Origin of the sequence: Pseudomonas huaxiensis, from assembly GCF_003231275.1 — a bacterium.
In the GTDB taxonomy this organism is placed as follows: Bacteria; Pseudomonadota; Gammaproteobacteria; order Pseudomonadales; family Pseudomonadaceae; genus Aquipseudomonas; species Aquipseudomonas huaxiensis.
In genome coordinates, this window is the sequence record NZ_QKVL01000009.1 from 40,606 (window position 1) to 58,478 (window position 17,873).

General features: G+C 65.0%; 12 protein-coding genes. 4 read left to right on the forward strand and 8 right to left on the reverse strand.

The window, feature by feature from the left end; genetic code table 11:
* Positions 1–10: 10 nt before the first annotated feature.
* Together DM374_RS12760 and DM374_RS12765 are read right to left on the reverse strand one after the other, a co-directional pair.
* Entirely contained in the window at positions 11–631 is a 621-nt protein-coding gene (locus DM374_RS12760; protein ID WP_110970145.1) for a cell wall hydrolase, read from the reverse strand.
* A gap of 136 nt (positions 632–767) precedes the next feature.
* Complete coding sequence (locus DM374_RS12765; protein WP_110970146.1) at positions 768–1,679, reverse strand: LysR substrate-binding domain-containing protein; 912 nt, start codon at positions 1,677–1,679, stop codon at positions 768–770.
* A gap of 122 nt (positions 1,680–1,801) precedes the next feature.
* On the opposite strand from DM374_RS12765, the gene DM374_RS12770 reads away from it, so the two are divergent.
* On the forward strand, positions 1,802–3,136 hold the full coding sequence (locus DM374_RS12770; protein WP_110970147.1) for a 2-hydroxycarboxylate transporter family protein: 1,335 nt from the start codon (positions 1,802–1,804) through the stop codon (positions 3,134–3,136).
* 55 nt (positions 3,137–3,191) lie between these two features.
* Here DM374_RS12770 and DM374_RS33455 read toward each other — a convergent pair whose 3' ends face one another.
* The gene (locus DM374_RS33455) at positions 3,192–3,359 is read right to left on the reverse strand and encodes a hypothetical protein (RefSeq protein WP_175649702.1); all 168 of its coding nucleotides are present in this window, start codon (positions 3,357–3,359) and stop codon (positions 3,192–3,194) included.
* Between the two features lie 139 nt (positions 3,360–3,498).
* On the opposite strand from DM374_RS33455, the gene DM374_RS12775 reads away from it, so the two are divergent.
* Genes DM374_RS12775 through glgB form a run of 3 tightly spaced genes read left to right on the forward strand, consistent with a single transcriptional unit; the run spans position 3,499 to position 11,066 of the window.
* Positions 3,499–5,526, forward strand: a complete 2,028-nt coding sequence (locus tag DM374_RS12775) for an alpha-1,4-glucan--maltose-1-phosphate maltosyltransferase (protein WP_110970148.1) — start codon at positions 3,499–3,501, stop codon at positions 5,524–5,526.
* Positions 5,527–5,540: 14 nt separating this feature from the next.
* Positions 5,541–8,852 carry a maltose alpha-D-glucosyltransferase gene (treS, locus tag DM374_RS12780; protein WP_110970149.1) on the forward strand — a complete coding sequence of 1,104 codons (3,312 nt, stop codon included), beginning with the start codon at positions 5,541–5,543 and terminating at the stop codon, positions 8,850–8,852.
* Complete coding sequence (gene glgB / locus DM374_RS12785; RefSeq protein ID WP_110970150.1) at positions 8,853–11,066, forward strand: 1,4-alpha-glucan branching protein GlgB; 2,214 nt, start codon at positions 8,853–8,855, stop codon at positions 11,064–11,066.
* Between the two features lie 52 nt (positions 11,067–11,118).
* Here glgB and DM374_RS12790 read toward each other — a convergent pair whose 3' ends face one another.
* The 5 genes from DM374_RS12790 to DM374_RS12810 form a co-directional block, all read right to left on the reverse strand.
* The gene (locus DM374_RS12790) at positions 11,119–11,706 is read right to left on the reverse strand and encodes a biliverdin-producing heme oxygenase (protein WP_110970151.1); all 588 of its coding nucleotides are present in this window, start codon (positions 11,704–11,706) and stop codon (positions 11,119–11,121) included.
* 181 nt (positions 11,707–11,887) lie between these two features.
* Positions 11,888–14,008, reverse strand: coding sequence for an HlyD family efflux transporter periplasmic adaptor subunit (locus DM374_RS12795; protein WP_110970152.1), 2,121 nt, complete (start codon positions 14,006–14,008; stop codon positions 11,888–11,890).
* A complete protein-coding gene (locus tag DM374_RS12800; protein ID WP_110970153.1) occupies positions 14,005–15,336 on the reverse strand; it encodes an efflux RND transporter periplasmic adaptor subunit in 1,332 nt (443 codons plus the stop codon). The genes DM374_RS12795 and DM374_RS12800 overlap by 4 nt, the downstream gene beginning before the upstream one ends.
* A complete protein-coding gene (locus DM374_RS12805; protein ID WP_157969689.1) occupies positions 15,333–16,118 on the reverse strand; it encodes an efflux RND transporter periplasmic adaptor subunit in 786 nt (261 codons plus the stop codon). Before DM374_RS12805 ends, DM374_RS12800 begins: the two co-directional genes overlap by 4 nt.
* A complete protein-coding gene (locus tag DM374_RS12810; RefSeq protein WP_225422491.1) occupies positions 16,099–17,844 on the reverse strand; it encodes a TolC family protein in 1,746 nt (581 codons plus the stop codon). The genes DM374_RS12805 and DM374_RS12810 overlap by 20 nt, the downstream gene beginning before the upstream one ends.
* Between the last annotated feature and the right edge of the window lie 29 nt (positions 17,845–17,873).

A 17,873-nucleotide genomic window follows, 5' to 3' on the forward strand; every position in this document is an offset into this window, starting at 1 on the left:
CGCATCGCTATTAACGGGCGGCGCCATTCTTGGGTCGGTAAAAGACGAATTTGCCGGTCTGTGCGGTTCTGAGGAAGGTTTTCGACCAATCGGGGGAGACATTGCGGTCGTGGAAGTAAAGGGCGCCGCGGCTGTTGTCCGGCAGTTGACGGTTGAGTACCTGGCGGGCGACTTCCTTGGCCTGGAGGTATTCGTCGTCTTCCTTGATCTGGTCGGCGCGGCCGTCGCACCACCAGGAGAACTGGCACGCATGGCGCTCCGAGCCGTCCTTGACCACCGCGCAGACAGTGTCGGGGAACCCGTCGTGCCCGACGCGGTTGAGCACCACATTGGCCACCGCCTGCATGTCGGCGCTGCTGGCGCCCTTGGATTCCCAATAGATGGTCCGGGCCAGGCAGGTCAGGGTGTCGTCGAGGGGCGCGGCGCCTTGCGGGTCCACCGCCTTGGCTTCGGTAGCGGTGATGGTCTCGCTGGGGGCCGGTTTGGCAGGAGCAGCCTGCGTCGCGACCGCGTGCTCCAGCGCTTCGGCTTTCTCTTCCGCCTTGGCGGCAACGGCGGGGTCGGCCGCACCGGCGGTGGCGCTGAGCACAAGCGTGATGGTCAAGCAGATGGCATTCAGCATGAGGCGCATGATCGAACCCTTCCCGCAACAGGCGCTACCTGACTCGGTAGACCTTCGATGACGTTCAATCATTCCGGGGTTGCCGCCGGACGGTAGCGTTGCGCTTGTTTTTTCGCAGCAGCAGGTGGCCAGTGGCGGCGTCAGCTCATGGCCGATCCCGTAGATACCGTTCCAGGAATTCCACGCACACCCGCAATTTAGCCGAGTCCGATAGTCGCGTCGGGTACACCGCCCAGACGTTGGCGCTCTGGGTGTAATCGTGCAGCACCTGAACCAGCTTCCCTTGTTCCAGCAGCGGTCGCACGTCCCATAGCGAGCGCAGCAGGATGCCTTTGCCACCCAGTGCCCATTGCAGGACGATCTCGCCGTTGTTCGATGATAACGGCCCGCTGACCCGAACCGCTTCTTCGCGCCCAGCGCTTTCCAGGTGCCAGACGCCGAAGGGGTTGTTGCGTTCCTTGAGCACCAGGCAGTCGTGGTCGGCCAGGTCCTTGAGGGTGTTTGGCGCGCCGCGGGCGGCAAGGTATTCCGGGGTGGCGCACAGCACCCGACGGTTGCTTACCAGCTTGCGGCTGATGTGTTGCCCCGGGATGTCGTCGCCGACGCGGATTTCCAGGTCGAAGCCTTCGGCGACGATATCCACCACCCGATCGAACACGTCCAGACGCACTTCCAGGTCAGGGTAGGTGGAGCTGAGCCCGGCAATCGCCGGGGCCACATGGTTACGACCGAAACCGAAGCTGCTGCAGATATGCAGCATGCCCCGCGGCGCCTTGCGTGCTTCGGTCAGCTCGCCGACGAAGTCGTCCAGATCATCGAGAATGCGCACCGCCCAGCGCTGGGTGCGCTCGCCGGCTTCGGTCAGGGCGATACGCCGGGTGGTGCGGTGCAAGAGGCGGGTACCCAGGGTTTCTTCAAGGATGCGAATGCGCTTGCTGACATAGGCGGGCGATTGGCCCAACTCATCGGCGGCCCCGGCGAAACTGGATTTGCGGATCACCGTGAGGAACACACGGAGGTCTTCGGGTAACGGAGATTCGATACGAAGTGTGTTCATGGCTCTTATGGTTTGCACGTTTATTCCACTAAACGCGAAGGATAGCATTCCTTATCGACGCTCCGGGCCACAGATTCGGCAGCGTCGCTACTCCTCCTACAACAACAAATAGAGGAACGACCATGAGCCTGGTTTCCGATTCCCCGGTGGCGCCTGCCGACACTGCCACCTCCTCGTTGCGCCGACTGCTGCGTTATGAAATCGGCGTGATCCCGTTGCCGTACTTCATCGGTATCGCCCTGACGGTGTTTCTGTCCGCACACTTTGGCCTGTTGCCAAAAACCATGATCGGCGGTCTGGCGGTGATCATGACCTTGGGCATGTTCTTCGGTCAGGTTGGCCAACGCCTGCCGATACTCAAGGAAATCGGCGGCGGCGCGATTCTGTGCCTGATGCTGCCGTCGGTGCTGGTGTTCTACGGCTTCTTCGGCAGCACCACCATCGACGCGACCAGGATGCTGATGAAGGACGCCAATTTCCTTTATTTCGTCATCGCGAGCCTGGTGGTGGGCAGCATTCTCGGCATGAACCGCTTCATCCTGGTCCAAGGCATGGTGCGCATGTTCGTACCGCTGCTGGTCGGCACGCTGGCCGCAGTGGGTGTTGGCCTGGTGGTAGGCTCGCTGTTTGGCTACAGCGTCTACCACACGTTCTTTTTCATCATCGTGCCGATCATTGGCGGCGGCATCGGCGAAGGCATCCTGCCGTTGTCGCTGGCTTACTCGGCGATTCTCGGCGGCAGCCCCGACCAGTACGTGGCGCAACTGGTTCCGGCGGCGGTGGTGGGCAATATTGTCGCGATCATCTGTGCCGGGGTGCTGGCGCGCCTGGCCCTGCGTCGGCCGGAAATGAATGGCGACGGCATGCTAATCCGCGCCCGGGAAGAGAACGACCGCTTCCGCGAGCCGGAAGACAAAAGCCAGGGCATCGACATGCGCTACATGGGCGCGGGAGTGCTGGTGATCTGCGCCTTCTTCGTCCTCGGCGGCCTGCTGGAGAAGGTGGTGCACATACCGGGGCCGGTGATGATGATTCTGGTGGCGGTGCTGTTCAAATACCTGCAAGTGCTGCCGGCACGGCTGGAGGAGGGCAGCAAGTCGTTCTACAAGCTGGTGTCCACGGCGTTCATCTGGCCGGTGATGATCGGCCTCGGCATGCTGTATGTGCCGCTGGACAGTGTGGTCAAGGTGTTCTCGCCGGGCTATGTGGTGGTCTGCGCCTCGGTGGTGATCGCCATGACTCTGGCGGGTTTCCTGATCGGCAACCTGCTGAAGATGTTCCCGATCGAGTCGGCGATCGTCACGTGCTGCCACAGCGGGTTGGGTGGCACCGGGGACGTGGCGATCCTGTCAGCTTCCAACCGCATGTCACTGATGCCGTTCGCGCAGATTTCCACGCGGATCGGCGGTGCTTCGACGGTGATTCTTGCCACCTTGCTGCTGGGCTTTTTGCACTGAGCCGAAGGCCACGCCAACGCCCGGAAAAATCCCCGGGCACGACGTGGCAAGCCGTCTATGCTTGGCCTTTCACCGGAGGCTCTTCATTGGGCGGGTCGCCGACGGTAGGCGGAACGGTTGGTTTGACCGGTACGCCTTCGGGCTCCTGTACCGGATCCGGTGGTGGCAGGTTCGGGTCGTCGATGTTCGGATCGGGCGTTTCTGCCGGGATAGGGATATTCATTGGCCTCACCTCGAAGGGACGTTGATTGCGACGTTCAAGGCTTCGACCTCGCACTCCCGGCATCGCTCACTTTTTATTGAACCCCCGCGCCAGCCATTGCTCTGAACCATTACCGCCAGCCGTAACGGAGCGATGTTCGATGACCCGCAATGAGCCTTTCGAAACCGAGCGAATGGCCGGTGGCGACAGCCCCGCCGACGAACCCCTGAGCCTGTCCCAGGCCCTGTTGCTGCCGCGTGTGGTGATCGAGAACACCAGTCCCGTGCTCGATGCCGGGCTGTTTCCGGTCAAGACCGAAGTGGGCAAGACGGTGACGGTGAACAGTTCGGTGTTCGCCGATGGCCATGACGTGCTGGCGGTCACCCTCAACTGGCGCCAGGCCCGCAGCCGGCGCTGGCACAGCATCCCGATGGTGGCGCTGGGCAATGACCGCTGGCAAGCGGCGTTCCGCATCAACGAGGTGGGCCGGCACCTGTTCCTGATCGAGGCGTGGATCGATGGCTACGCCACCTTTTGTCACGATCTGGAGAAGAAATTCAGCGCCGGCGTGGATATCGCCCTAGAACTGAAGGAAGGCCGCCTGCATCTGGAGCACGGCGCCGAACGCAGCGCCGGCCCGCTGCGCGAACAACTGCTGACGATCGCCAAGCGCCTGCGCAAAGGGCTATCGGCGCAGGCTCAGGTGGAACTGCTGATGGCGTCCCCCACGCGGGTGCTGATGGCCCAGGCCGAACCGCGCAGTTACCTCAGCCGCAGCCCGGAATTCCCTCTGGAAGTGGAGCGCGAGCGGGCGGTGTTCGCCAGTTGGTACGAGTTGTTCCCGCGCTCGATCACCGACGATCCACAGCGCCACGGCACCTTCAATGACGTGCACGAACGCCTGCCGATGATCCGCGACATGGGCTTCGACGTGCTGTATTTCCCGCCCATCCATCCCATCGGCAAGCAGTTTCGCAAGGGCCGCAACAATGCCCTGCAGGCCGCGGCCGACGATCCCGGCAGTCCCTATGCCATCGGCAGCGCCGACGGCGGCCATGACGCCATCCATCCGCAATTGGGCAGCCGCGAGGATTTCCGCCGGTTGGTGGCCGCCGCCGCCGAGCATGGCCTGGAGATCGCCCTCGACTTCGCCATCCAGTGCTCCCAGGACCATCCCTGGCTCAAGGAGCATCCCGGCTGGTTCTCCTGGCGCCCGGACGGCAGCATTCGTTACGCGGAAAACCCGCCGAAGAAATACCAGGACATCGTCAACGTCGATTTCTACGCGCCCGACGCCATCCCCTCGCTGTGGCTGGCGCTGCGCGATGTGGTGCTGGGCTGGGTGGAAGAGGGCGTGACGCAATTTCGCGTCGACAACCCGCACACCAAACCGCTGCCGTTCTGGCAATGGCTGATCGCCGACATTCGCGGCCGCCACCCGGAGGTGATTTTCCTCGCCGAGGCCTTCACCAAGCCGGGGATGATGGCGCGGCTGGGCAAGGTCGGTTTCAGCCAGAGCTACACCTATTTCACCTGGCGCAATACCAAGGCCGAGATCGAAGAATATTTCCAGACCCTCGACCAACCGCCGTGGTCGCTGTGTTACCGGCCCAACTTCTTCGTCAACACCCCGGACATCAACCCGTTCTTCCTGCACCACAGCGGGCGCGCCGGCTTCCTCATCCGCGCCGCCCTGGCGACCATGGGTTCGGGCGTGTGGGGCATGTACTCGGGCTTTGAACTGTGCGAAGCGACGCCGATCCCCGGCAAGGAGGAGTACCTGGACTCGGAGAAATACGAGATCCGTCCGCGCGACTTCACCCAGCCCGGCAACATCGTTGCCGAGATCGCCCAGCTCAACCGCATCCGCCGCCAGCAACCGGCGCTGCAAAGTCACTTGGGCGTGCGCTTCTACAACGCGTGGAACGACAACATCGTCTATTTCGGCAAGCCCGATCCCGATGGCGAGGGCTTCATTCTGGTGGCGGTCAGCCTTGATCCGCACAACGCCCAGGAAGCGCACTTCGAATTGCCGCTATGGGAACTGGGGCTGGATGACAACGCCACCACCCGCGGCGAAGACCTGATGACCGGCCACCGCTGGAACTGGCACGGCAAGACCCAGTGGATGCGTATCGAGCCCTGGCACCTGCCGTTCGGTATCTGGCGTCTGGACAAAGCGAACTAGAAAGGGAACCGACCATGGCGAGAAAAAACCGTCCCGCGGCCTTCATTGATGATCCCCTCTGGTACAAGGACGCGATCATCTACCAGATCCACATCAAATCCTTTTTCGACTCCAACAACGACGGTATCGGCGATTTTCCCGGCCTGCTGGCCAAGCTCGACTACATCGCGGACCTGGGGGTGAACACTCTCTGGCTGCTGCCGTTCTACCCCTCGCCGCGCCGCGATGATGGTTACGACATCGCGGCCTACAAGGCGGTGCACAGCGACTACGGCACCCTGGCCGATGTCCGCCGCTTCATCGCCGAGGCGCATAAACGCAACCTGCGGGTGATCACCGAGCTGGTCATCAACCACACCTCCGACCAGCACCCGTGGTTCCAGCGGGCACGGCACGCCAAGCGCGGCTCCAAGGCGAGGGATTTCTATGTGTGGTCCGACAGCGACCAGAAATACGACGGCACGCGGATCATCTTCCTCGACACGGAAAAGTCCAACTGGACCTGGGATCCGGTCGCCGGCCAGTACTTCTGGCACCGCTTCTACTCGCATCAGCCGGACCTGAACTTCGATAACCCGCAAGTGATGAAGGCGGTGATCGACGTTATGCGGTTCTGGCTCGACCTCGGCGTCGACGGCCTGCGCCTGGACGCCATTCCGTACCTGATCGAGCGTGATGGCACCAACAACGAGAACCTGCCGGAAACCCATCAGGTCCTGAAGCAGATCCGCGCCGAAATCGACGCCAACTATCCCGATCGCATGCTCCTGGCCGAGGCCAACCAATGGCCGGAAGACACCCAGTTGTATTTCGGCGAAGGCAAGGGCGACGAATGCCACATGGCCTTCCACTTCCCGCTGATGCCGCGCATGTACATGGCGCTGGCCCAGGAAGACCGTTTCCCGATCACCGATATCCTGCGCCAGACCCCGGAAATCCCGGAGAACTGCCAGTGGGCGATTTTCCTGCGCAACCATGATGAGCTGACCCTGGAAATGGTCACCGACCGTGAGCGCGATTACCTGTGGAACTACTATGCCGAGGACCGCCGGGCGCGGATCAACCTCGGCATCCGCCGGCGTCTGGCGCCGCTGATGCAGCGCGACCGCCGCCGCGTCGAGCTGCTGACCAGCCTGCTGCTGTCGATGCCCGGCACGCCGACCCTGTACTACGGCGACGAAATCGGCATGGGCGACAACATCTACCTCGGTGACCGCGATGGCGTGCGCACGCCGATGCAGTGGTCGCTGGACCGTAACGGCGGGTTCTCCCGCGCCGATCCGGCGCGGCTGGTATTGCCGCCGATCATGGACCCGCAGTACGGTTACCAGACGGTCAACGTCGAGTCGCAGGCCGAAGACCCGCACTCATTATTGAACTGGAACCGTCGCTTGCTGGCGGTGCGCAAGCAGCAGAAGGCCTTCGGTCGCGGCACCCTGAAAATGCTCGCGCCGAACAACCGCCGCATTCTTGCCTACCTGCGCGAGTTCACAGGACCCGATGGCGTCAGCGAAACCGTGCTGTGCGTGGCCAACGTGTCCCGCGCCGCCCAGGCGGTGGAGCTGGACCTGGCGCCGTGGGTCGACCGGGTGCCGGTGGAAATGCTCGGCGGCTGTGCCTTCCCGCCGATCGGCCACTTGCCGTTCATGCTGACCCTGGCGCCGTACGGCTTCTATTGGTTCCTGCTGGCGCCGAAGGACAGCATGCCCAGTTGGCACGTGGAAGCTGCGCAACCGCTGCCGGAGTTCACCACCCTGGTGTTGAAGCAACGCATGGAGGAACTGCTCGACGCTCCGGCGCGCGGCACACTGGAACAGAGCATCCTGCCGCAGTACCTGCCCAAACGGCGCTGGTTCGCCGGCAAGGACGCGGCCATCGATCAGGTGCAGATCGCCTACGGCGTGCGTTTCGGCTCGCCCACCAGCCCGGTCTTGCTCAGTGAGATCGAGGTGGACAGCGGTGGCCAGCGGCGCCGTTACTTCCTGCCGTTCGGCCTGATCGGCGAGGAGCAGATTCATACCGCGTTGCCGCAGCAACTGGCCCTTGCGCGGGTGCGCCGTGGCCGTCAGGTCGGCTTCATCACCGATGGCTTCAGCCTGGAGACCTTCGTTCGCGGCCTGCTCGACGGTTTCGCCCAGCACACCCGGCTGGCGGGCAGCGACGGCGAACTGCAATTCGAATCCACCCCGCAACTGGCGGAACTGAACCTGGGCGCTGACGCCGAGGTGCGCTACCTGTCCGCCGAGCAGTCCAACAGCTCGGTGGTGGTCGGCGGCAAGCTGGTACTCAAGCTGATTCGCCGGGTCAACGGCGGGATCCACCCGGAACTGGAAATGGGCGCCTACCTGACCGCCGTCGGCTTCGCCAATATTTCGCCATTGTTGGGCTGGTTGAGTCGCGTCGATGCGTCCGGCGAACCGCACCTGCTGGCGATTGCCCAGGGTTACCTGAGCAACCAGGGTGATGCCTGGGACTGGACCCAGAACAACCTCGAACGCGCCGTGCGCGATGAAATGGATGCCCCGCAACTGCGCGGCGAAGGCCACGCTGACGCGCTGGAAGACCTCACCGTCTTCGCGGCATTGCTCGGCCAGCGCCTGGGTGAAATGCACCAGGCCCTGGCATTGCCCAGCGACGACCCGGCGTTCCAGACTCGCGTCAGTGATGGCCAGGACAGCCAGCGCTGGGGCGAGCAGATCGCCGAGCAACTGCGCACCGCGCTGGACCTGCTGGTGCAGCACCGTGACCAGCTCGACGGCGAAAGCCAGGCCCTGGTCGCCGACCTCGAACAGCAGCGCGAAGGCCTGCTGCGCGAAGTCGGCCAACTGGCCCAGCAGGCCGAAGGCGGCCTGGTGATGCGCGTGCATGGTGACCTGCACCTGGGCCAGGTGCTGGTGGTGCAGGGTGATGCCTACCTGATCGATTTCGAGGGCGAGCCGGCGCGGCCGCTGGACGAGCGTCGGGCCCGGCACAGCCCCTACAAGGACGTCAGCGGCGTGCTGCGTTCCTTCGACTATGCTGCTGCGATGGCGCTGCGCGGCGCGGCGGGAGCTGGCGCGCTGCCCGACAATGTGCAGGCGCGGCAACGTGTCGCCCGCCGCTACCTGCATCAGTCACGCCACGCCTTCGTCCAGGCCTACGGCCTGGCCACCGCCAGTCTTCCCCATGCCTGGGCGCAAGACGGCGGCGAGCAGGCGGCGTTGGAACTGTTCAGCCTGGAGAAGGCTGCCTACGAAATTGCCTATGAAGCCGAAAACCGCCCGAGCTGGTTGGCCGTGCCCTTGCATGGTCTGCACGGGCTTGTCAGTACCTGGGGAGAGCAGTAGATGAGCGTGCACAAGCGGGAACATGGCGGGCTGAGTCGTACCGATGTCGATGATCTGGTGAATGCCCGGCACAGCGACCCATTTTCGGTGCTCGGTGCGCACGGCGATGGTGCGGGAGGCACCTGGTTGCGCGCCTATTTGCCCGATGCGCTGAGCGTACATGCGCTGAGCCGCGGCAATGGCGCGGAACTCGCCGAGCTGGAGCAGGGAAGCGTGCCAGGACTGTTCATCGCACACTTCACCCAGCCACCGGGCGATTACCTCTGGCGCATCCGCTGGGCCGGGGGCGAGCAGGTCACCGAAGACCCCTACAACTTTGGTCCGCAACTGGGCGATATGGACCTTTACCTGTTCAGCGAGGGCAATCACCGTGACCTCGCTAACCGCCTTGGCGCGCAGCCGATCGAGGCCAATGGCGTGCATGGCGTGCGGTTCTCGGTATGGGCGCCGAATGCCCGGCGCGTCTCGGTGGTGGGCGCCTTCAACAACTGGGATGGCCGTCGTCATCCGATGCGCCTGCGCCATGCCAGCGGGGTCTGGGAGTTGTTCATTCCGCGCCTGGGCGCTGGTGAAACCTACAAATACGAAGTGCTCGGCCAGGACGGCGTGCTGCCGCTCAAGGCCGACCCGTTGGCCCGGGCGACCGAATTGCCGCCCAGCACCGCCTCGAAAGTGGCCGGCCCGTTGGGGCACCAATGGCGCGACCAGCAATGGCTGCAGGAGCGAGAAGCGCGTCAGCGCAGCAACGCGCCGTTGTCGATCTACGAACTGCATGCCGGCTCCTGGCAGTGCGAGCTGGACGAGGTCGGCGAGGTCAGCCGGTTCTTCAACTGGCGTGAGCTGGCCGAGCGTCTGGTGCCGTACATCCAGGAAATGGGCTTCACCCATATCGAACTGATGCCGATCATGGAGCACCCGTTCGGTGGCTCGTGGGGCTATCAGCCGCTGTCGATGTTCGCACCCACGGCGCGTTACGGCTCGGCGGAGGATTTCGCCGCATTCATCGATGCCTGCCACCAGGCCAGCATCGGCGTGATCCTCGACTGGGTGCCGGCGCATTTCCCTACCGACAGCCACGGCCTGAGCCGCTTCGACGGCACCGCGCTGTACGAATACGAAAATCCGCTGGAAGGCTTCCACCAGGACTGGGACACCCTGATCTATAACCTCGGCCGCACCGAAGTGCACGGTTTCATGCTGGCTTCGGCGCTGCACTGGCTGCGGGAATTCCATATCGACGGACTACGGGTCGACGCGGTGGCCTCGATGCTCTACCGCGATTATTCGCGCAAGGCCGGCGAATGGGTGCCGAACCGCCACGGCGGCCGCGAGAACCTTGAAGCCATCGACTTCCTGCGTCACCTCAACGAGGTGGTGGCGGTCGAAGTGCCGGGTGCGCTGGTCATCGCCGAGGAATCCACCGCGTGGCCCGGCGTCAGCCAGCCGGTGCAGCAGGGCGGGCTGGGCTTCTCCTACAAATGGAACATGGGCTGGATGCACGACACACTGCACTACATCCAGAATGACCCGATCCATCGCCAGCACCACCACAACGAAATGAGCTTCGGCCTGATCTATGCGTACTCCGAGCATTTCATCCTGCCGATTTCCCATGACGAAGTGGTACATGGCAAGCACTCGCTGATCGACAAGATGCCCGGCGACCGCTGGCAGAAATTCGCCAACCTGCGCGCCTACCTGGCGTTCATGTGGTGCCATCCGGGCAAGAAGCTGTTGTTCATGGGTTGCGAGTTTGGCCAGTGGCGCGAGTGGAACCACGACAGTGAACTCGACTGGTACCTGCTGCAGTACAGCGAACACCTTGGGGTGCAGCGCCTGGTCGGCGACCTCAACCGCCTGTACCGCGAAGAGCCGGCCCTGCACCAGCAGGATTGCGCGCCCCAGGGTTTCCAGTGGCTGATTGGCGATGATGCACACAACAGCGTCTATGCGTGGTTGCGCTGGAGTGCCAGTGGTGAGCCGCTGCTGGTGGTCGCCAACTTCACCCCGATTCCTCGCGAGGGCTACCGCATTGGTGTGCCGTTCGGCGAGCGTTGGGATGAGGTATTCAACAGCGATTCGCAGCGCTATGCCGGTACCAACTACGGCAATGAAGGGGCGGTGGTCGGGCAGGCGCTGCCGAGTCATGGCCAGCCGATTTCGCTGGCGTTGAACCTGCCGCCGTTGGCGGTGTTGATTTTGCGGCCGGCTTGAGGGTTTGGCGCCGAACCGCAGCGATGCGCCGCGCAAGCGGCGCTCAATCCTCTTAACCAAACACCGCCCGCAGATGCCCGCGATAGGCATCGAACGCATTGATCGCACCCTTCACCGCATGAGCCTCTTCCTCGCTACTCAGCTCCAGCGCATCCACCAGCGCAACGAACTGCCGCCAGTGCGGCGCGCGGCCGTCCGGGTGGGCGGCCAGGTGGCGGGCGCCTTGCTCGCCGTCCAGGCCCAGGCGCTGGGTCTCCTTGAACAGAAACGCCGCACCCAGGTTCGAGCCTTCACTGCAATACAGCCAGCCCAGGGCTTCAGCCGGGTGCGCCAGTTCCACCAACGCCGGCGCGGCGGGTGTTTCCAGGCCGAGGTCACGCAGGTCCGATTCCACCGCTGCAAAACGCGACAGCAGTTCCAGGCCGGGCAGTTGCGCGTTCAGGTCGCTATCGCGGTACAGCCCCAGCAGGCTGCCGTGAAAACGGTGTTGCAGCTGCAGGAACAGCGCGTAGCGCTCGCGGCTGGCGAATGGCTGCGCGGCCATGACCAGTGCGTCAACGCTGTCGTGGTCGCTACTGCTGGCGGCTTTCAGGCGTTTGCAACGGCTGGGGGAGGGGGCGGAAACGGCGGGAGCATTCATCGGGCATTCCATCGAAGGTGACTGTGCCGGGAATGATGCGCAGCGGGGTGGGAGGGGGACAATCGTGGCTCTATTAAGATCGCTTAAGGTCAGAGAGTTGAGTCCCCGCATCGCGAGCAAGCTCGCTCCTACAGGTGTGTGTGTGAACTGTAGGAGCGAGCTTGCTCGCGATGCGCAAAACTCAGAACGCCGACTCCCGAATCACCACCGCCACCAGATTATTCACCCCCCGCCACAACAGGCTCTGCCGCTCACCTTCCAGCACCACCGTACCCCGCAGGACCATGGCGTTCTCCGGCGCATCACCACTCACCTTCAGCGTCGCCCGGTACAGCGCTTGTTCGGGCTTGGGCGGTTCGTTGCCGTCGAGGCTGGCGGCGATGCTGCCCTGGTAGGGTGAGGCGAGTTCCGGGGCCGAGCCGAGGCGGCGGCTGGCGGTCTGCGCCAGGTGTTCGAGTTGCACCGGCCGCGCGGCGCGGCTGAAGGTCTCGGGGTAGAACCAGCCGCGGCTGTCCGGTGGCAGGCGGTGCAAGTCATGTTCTTCGACAAACGCCTCGACCTGCTGGCCAGTTCCCCCCACCAGTGTGCCCAGCCATTGCCCCGCGGGCAGCCATTCGCCGACGGCCAGCGGTTCGGCCACTTCGCGGACCTCGCCGGCAAACGCCGCACGCACGGTGAGTTCCTGCCATTGCTGGCGCAGCACCTGCTGGCGCTGTTGCGCGGCAGTCAGTTCCTGGCGCACCACGCCCAATCCGGCAGCGCTTTCGCGGTCGAGCAACTGGAAGCTGGTCTGCCATTGCAGGATCAGGATGCGCCGTTCGACGCTGTCCAGTTCATGCCGCAGGTCCGGTGCATCGAGCATGAACAGCGGCTGCCCGGCCAGCACGCGGTCGCCGGGTTGTACCAGCACCTGCGCCAGCCGTGCGGCTACCGGTGTGTACAGGCTGCTCTGCTGCGCGGCCTTGAGCAGCGCCGGGGCTTCGACGCTGCTGCGCCACGGCAGGCACAGCAGCACCAGCGCCAGCAGGCAGGCGGACAGGCTGATCACACTGTTGCGGTTCATGCGGTAGTCCTTGCGGCGGGCGTACCACTGGCGGGCTTCGTTGACCAATGGCATCAGGATGAAATAGCCGATCTCCACCGCGAACAGCAGCAGGCCGAGCAGCTTGAAGGCGAAGTGGTAGACCAGCAGGGCGATGCCCAGAAACAGGAAGAACCGGTAGATCCAGGTGCCGATGGAGTAGCCGATCAGCAGCCTGCGCAAGCCCGAGGAAAACGGCTCCGGCGCGGCATCGCCGAAGCCGAACAGCATTTCGCGCAGGCGCCAGCGGGTCAGGGCGAAGGCCCGTTGTTGCAGGTTGGGCACGCCGAGCAGATCGGACAACAGGAAGTAGCCGTCGAAGCGCATGAACGGGCTGAGGTTGACCGCCAGGGTGAGAATCCAGGTGGTGCTGGCCAGGGTAAACACGGCGCTGCGCAGCATGCCGTCCTGCAGGAAACTCCAGAGCAGCGTGGCCCAGCAGGCCAGGGCCAGTTCCGCGGCCATGCCGGCGGCGCCGATGGCCAGGCGCTGACGACGACGGGCCAGGCGCCAGGCGCCGGACGTATCGGTGTAGAGCACCGGCCACATCACCAGCAGCGCCACGCCCATGGTTGCCACCCGCGCACCGTAGCGCTTGCAGGTGTAGGCGTGGCCCAGTTCGTGGAGCACCTTGGCGAGGATCAGGGTCAGTCCGGCCAATGCCGCGCCCTGGAAGGTGAAGAAGTGCAGGAAGGTGTGGGTGAAGGTGTCCCACTGGCGCAGCACCAGGGCCAGGCCGAGCAGGCCGGCGGCGACGGTCAGCAACAGGAAGGTGCGACTGAAGAACGGCGCGACCCAGGGCAACGTGCGTTGCAGAAAGGCGTCCGGGCGCAGCAGCGGTACGCGCACGAACAGGTAGTTTTTCAGCAGCCAGCGCGCCCAGCCGGTCTTGCGGCTGTGCAGTGCTTCTAGCAGGCGCCCGCGGTCTTCGTCGTCGCGGCATTGCAGCAAGTGGTTGTTGCGCAGGAAGGCGCGCAGGCGTTCGACGTCTTGGGTGTCCAGTTGCAGGGTAGTGCTGGCGCTGACCTGCTCGGCGATGCGTTGCGCGCAGCCCAGGCTCCAGCGCTTGAGGATCTCCAGTTCAGCCCAGCCAAGGCGGAAGAACTGCCCGCTGGCCGGGTCTTCCAGGGTCCAGCCGGGCGCGCCGCTGGCGTCACGCGGACCCGGGTGCAGGCGCAGTTCTTCGCGCAGTTCGCCGAGGGTGGCGCTGGCGGCGGTCACAGGGCGAACCAGATGCGCAGGGTCGCCAGCGGGCGGCGCAGCAGGTAGGTGAACAGCGTGGTGCGTTCGCCGTAGACCTTGGCCGTGCCTTTGAGGCCGATGCGGATGCGCGGGTCGGCCTCGCTGAACGCGGCTTTCAGCCGATAGGCCATGCCGCCTTCGGCGGTGGCCGTGGCGCGGTAGCCCAGGCGCTTGAGGCTGCCTTGCAGCGGTGCCGCCGGATCGGTGTTGAGGAACAGCAGCACCTCGGCGCCGCTCTGCAATTCGATGGCGTCATTGACCGGCAACTGGATCTCCAGTTGGGTGTGCGCCGGGTCGGCCACCTGCATGATCTGTTCGCCGAGGGACACCGGGCGACCCTGCCATTGCGCCGGGTCGTCGAACAGCGCGACGCCGTCGTGCGGGGCGAGGATCCGTGTGCGTTCGAGGCTTTGTTCGAGAAAGCGCACTTCGGCCATGGCCTGTTCGCGACGGCCTTGCAGCACCGCCAGCCCGGCCTTGCTGCGGGCGTCACTGAGGGCCTGTTGCTGGGCCTGGCGGAACTCGCCTTCGGCGATTGCCATGGCCTGGCGCGAGGCTTCCAGGCGGCTTTGCAGTTCACGGGCATCGAGCTGGATCAGCGGCTGGCCGGCGTTCACGCTCTGGTTCGGTTCCACCAACAGGCGTTCCACCACACCTTGCAGCGGCGCGCGCAGCACGCTGGGTTGCAGGGCGACGATTTCCGCCGGGGCGAGGGCGGCCTGGCGGATCGGCAGCAGCAAAATCACCAGCAACGCGCCGGCACCGCCCAGCCACCAGCGACGGTCACGGCGCAGGCGTTGCAGCGGACGCTGGCGCGCCGGTTGCAGGCTGGCCCAGGCGTGACCGAAAGCGTCTTGCATCAGCGGCAGCAGGCTGGCGTCGTTGCCGTCGAGCGCCTGGTCGCGGGCCAGCAGCAGGGCGCCGAGCAATTGCCCGTGGCGGTCCGCCAACGGTAGCCAGACCAGCCACGACGGCAGGTATTCGGCCCATTGCGCCTGATCGGCAGCGTCCAGTTGGCTGGCATTGAACTGCGCCAGTTTCGGTCCCGGATGTTGCTGCTGCCAGACGCGGCACTGGCTGGCGAGCCAGTGATTGAACGGCGCGTCGGCTTCCACCGTGGCCAGCCCGGATAGAGTCAGCAGCCGTTGCTCGCGGGCATCCCAGAGCATCGCCTGGCGATAGGGCAGCAGGCGCCGGCTGTCGTTGACCATGACGAAGCCCAGCGCCGCCATGTCCTCGGCGGCGCGGACCTGGCGTTCGAGCTGGACCAGACCGGCCAGCGCAGGCGTCGGCAGGGCGGCGCTCATGTCGGCGGCGCCGCTGGCGGATCGATGCGCGCCGTGCCGCTCATGCCCGGCAGCAGTTGGCCGGGTTGAGCGTCGAGGCGGCCGAAGACTTTGAGGGTCTGGCTCAGCGGGTCTATCACCGAGCCCAGCCGTTCGACCCTGGCCGGGTAGTCGCCACCGGTTTCTTCCAGGTGCACGTCGAAGCGGTAGCCCGGCTTGAGCCAGGCCATCCAGCGCGACGGCACGATCAGTTCCACCTCGAAGGCGCTGTCGTCATACAGCGCCAGCAGTTCCTTGCCTTCGGCGACGTATTCGCCCGGCTGCACCTTGCGCTCGGCAACCCGGCCGGAGAACGGCGCGGCGATGCTGCAATGCTGCACCATCACCTGGTTCACGCCGTTCTGCGCCCGCGCCATGTTCAGTTCGGCCTGGGCCTGGCTGAGGTCGGAGACGCTGATGGACTGCAACTGATCAAGCTTCTTCGCCACCCCGAGCTTCTTGTTCGCCGCTTCCTGGGCGGCGCCGGAGTGCCCCAGGCGCGCACGGTGAATGGCGCAGTCAAAGGCCACAAGGCGGTCGCCCTTGCGGAAGCTGTCGCCTTCCTTGACCTTCAGTTCGGTGATCTTGCCCGCCAGTTCGCTGGAGATCACCGTGCGCTGGCTGGCACTGAGCTGGACCCGCAGGTCCGGCGCGTTGATCGCGTTGGCCGGCGGCGCCTGCAATGGCGCAGGCTCCTCGGCCAGGGCCGTGGCGCTGCCGAGCAGCAGCGCCAGTAGCCAGGTTTCAGCGGCGGGCCGGCGCATGGCTGACCTCGACCACTTCGGTGCCATGCAGCGAACCGACGCTGCTCCACAGGTCCATGTTCACCGGCTGCAGTCGTTTCGGGGTGACGTAGTCGCTGCTGCTCACCGCGTAGCGCACCATCAGTGGTGCCTGGATCGAGCCTTGGGCCAGGGCCGCGCTTTTCTGGCCGATGGCGCGGGCCAGTTCGGCGACGCTGTCCCCGGCCAGACGCTCCGGCAGCGGGTCGAGGCCGGCAGCCTGGTAGATCGCGCCGTAGGCGGTCTGCAACTGGGCGAAGCTACGGTCGCGGCTGCGCAGGGCGAGGACGGTTTCAGTGCTGGTGCGCACTTGTTCGAGCACGGTCTGGGCGTCGCTGCGCACGGCGTTCTCGGTTTGCAACAGGATGCCGTTCTGGATCCGTTGCAGCTCATTGGAACGCTCGAACAACTGGGTCGCCTGATGGTATTGCTGCCAGGCCACGTTGACCTGGGTCAGCACCGCCATGCGCATCGCCTGGCGGCGCATTTCGCCCAGTGCTTCGCGGGCTTCGCCGGTGCGGCTGATCGCCGGGTAGGCGAGCACGTTGAACAGGTTCCAGCTCACTTGCACGCCCGCGTCGGCCCAGTGGCTGTTGGCGGTGTAGCTATTGCTGTCGTAGTTGCCGCCGACGAACAGCGAGGCCCCCGGCAGCAGGCGCAGCAGCGCGGCGCGGGTTTCCAGCACGGCGTTGCGCGCCTGGTAGCTTTCTTCGCGGACTTCCGGGCGGCGGACCATGGCCATGGCTTCCAGGTCGTCGAGGCGGTAGGCCAGGTTCGGTGCCTGAAGCTGTTGATCGCTGGGCACCACGACGTCGAAGCGGGTTGCCGGTGGCAGGTTCATCAAACCGGCCAGGCGCGCCTTGGCGGTAGCCAGTTCGCCGTCGACGGTTTCCAGTTGGCGGACCATCTCCAGCAGGCCTTTCTGGTAGCGCAGGGCGTCCACCGGGGCGAGCAGGCGCTGGCGTTCGGTTTGCCGGGCCTGTTCCAGTGCCTGGCGGGCGTCGGTGAGGGCGCGCTGCACTTGCGGTTGCAGGCGCTGGGCGGTGGCGGCTTCCCAGTAGGCGCTGCGCACCTGCTGGATGATATCGGCGATCACCCGACGGCGGCGTTCCTCGGCGGCCAGCACCTTGTTGGCCTGGGCTTTGGCGCCGAAGTAGCCGATGCCGAAGTCGAGCACGTTCCATGACATCTGCAGGTCGGCGCTGCGCACCGAGCGGTCCTGGCTGGTGGACGGCTCCAGCGACTGGTTGCCGGTGCGGATCGACTCGCTGGACGAGGCCAGGGTGTTGTCGCGGCCACGCCAGCCGGCGCGGGCGGCCAGCTTGGGCAACATGTCGAAGCTGCTCTGGTCCAGCAGGTTGTCTTCCAGGGCGCGCTCCATCAGGCCCAGCCGCTGTTGCAGGTTGTACTTGACCGCGCGGGCCATGGCCTGGTCCAGGTCGATGGCCTGGGTCACCGGTTCCTGGTTGTCGAACATCTGGCTGCGGTCGGCGCTGGCCTGGGCGAGTTGCTGGTCGAGGGTCAGCGGCTCGGGGGTGATGGCACATGCACTCAGGCCCATGGCCATGAAGCCGACGGCGAGGTTCAGCGGTAGCCGTTTCGGCGAGCCGGGCAGTTGCTTCTTGATCACGTTATTTCCCTTGAACGAATGGTAAGCGGCGAACCAGCGGCGGGCGGTCGGCTTGGTGCTGGCGAGGATAAGAATCATTCCCAATATTGGGCAATTGCGGGTTCATT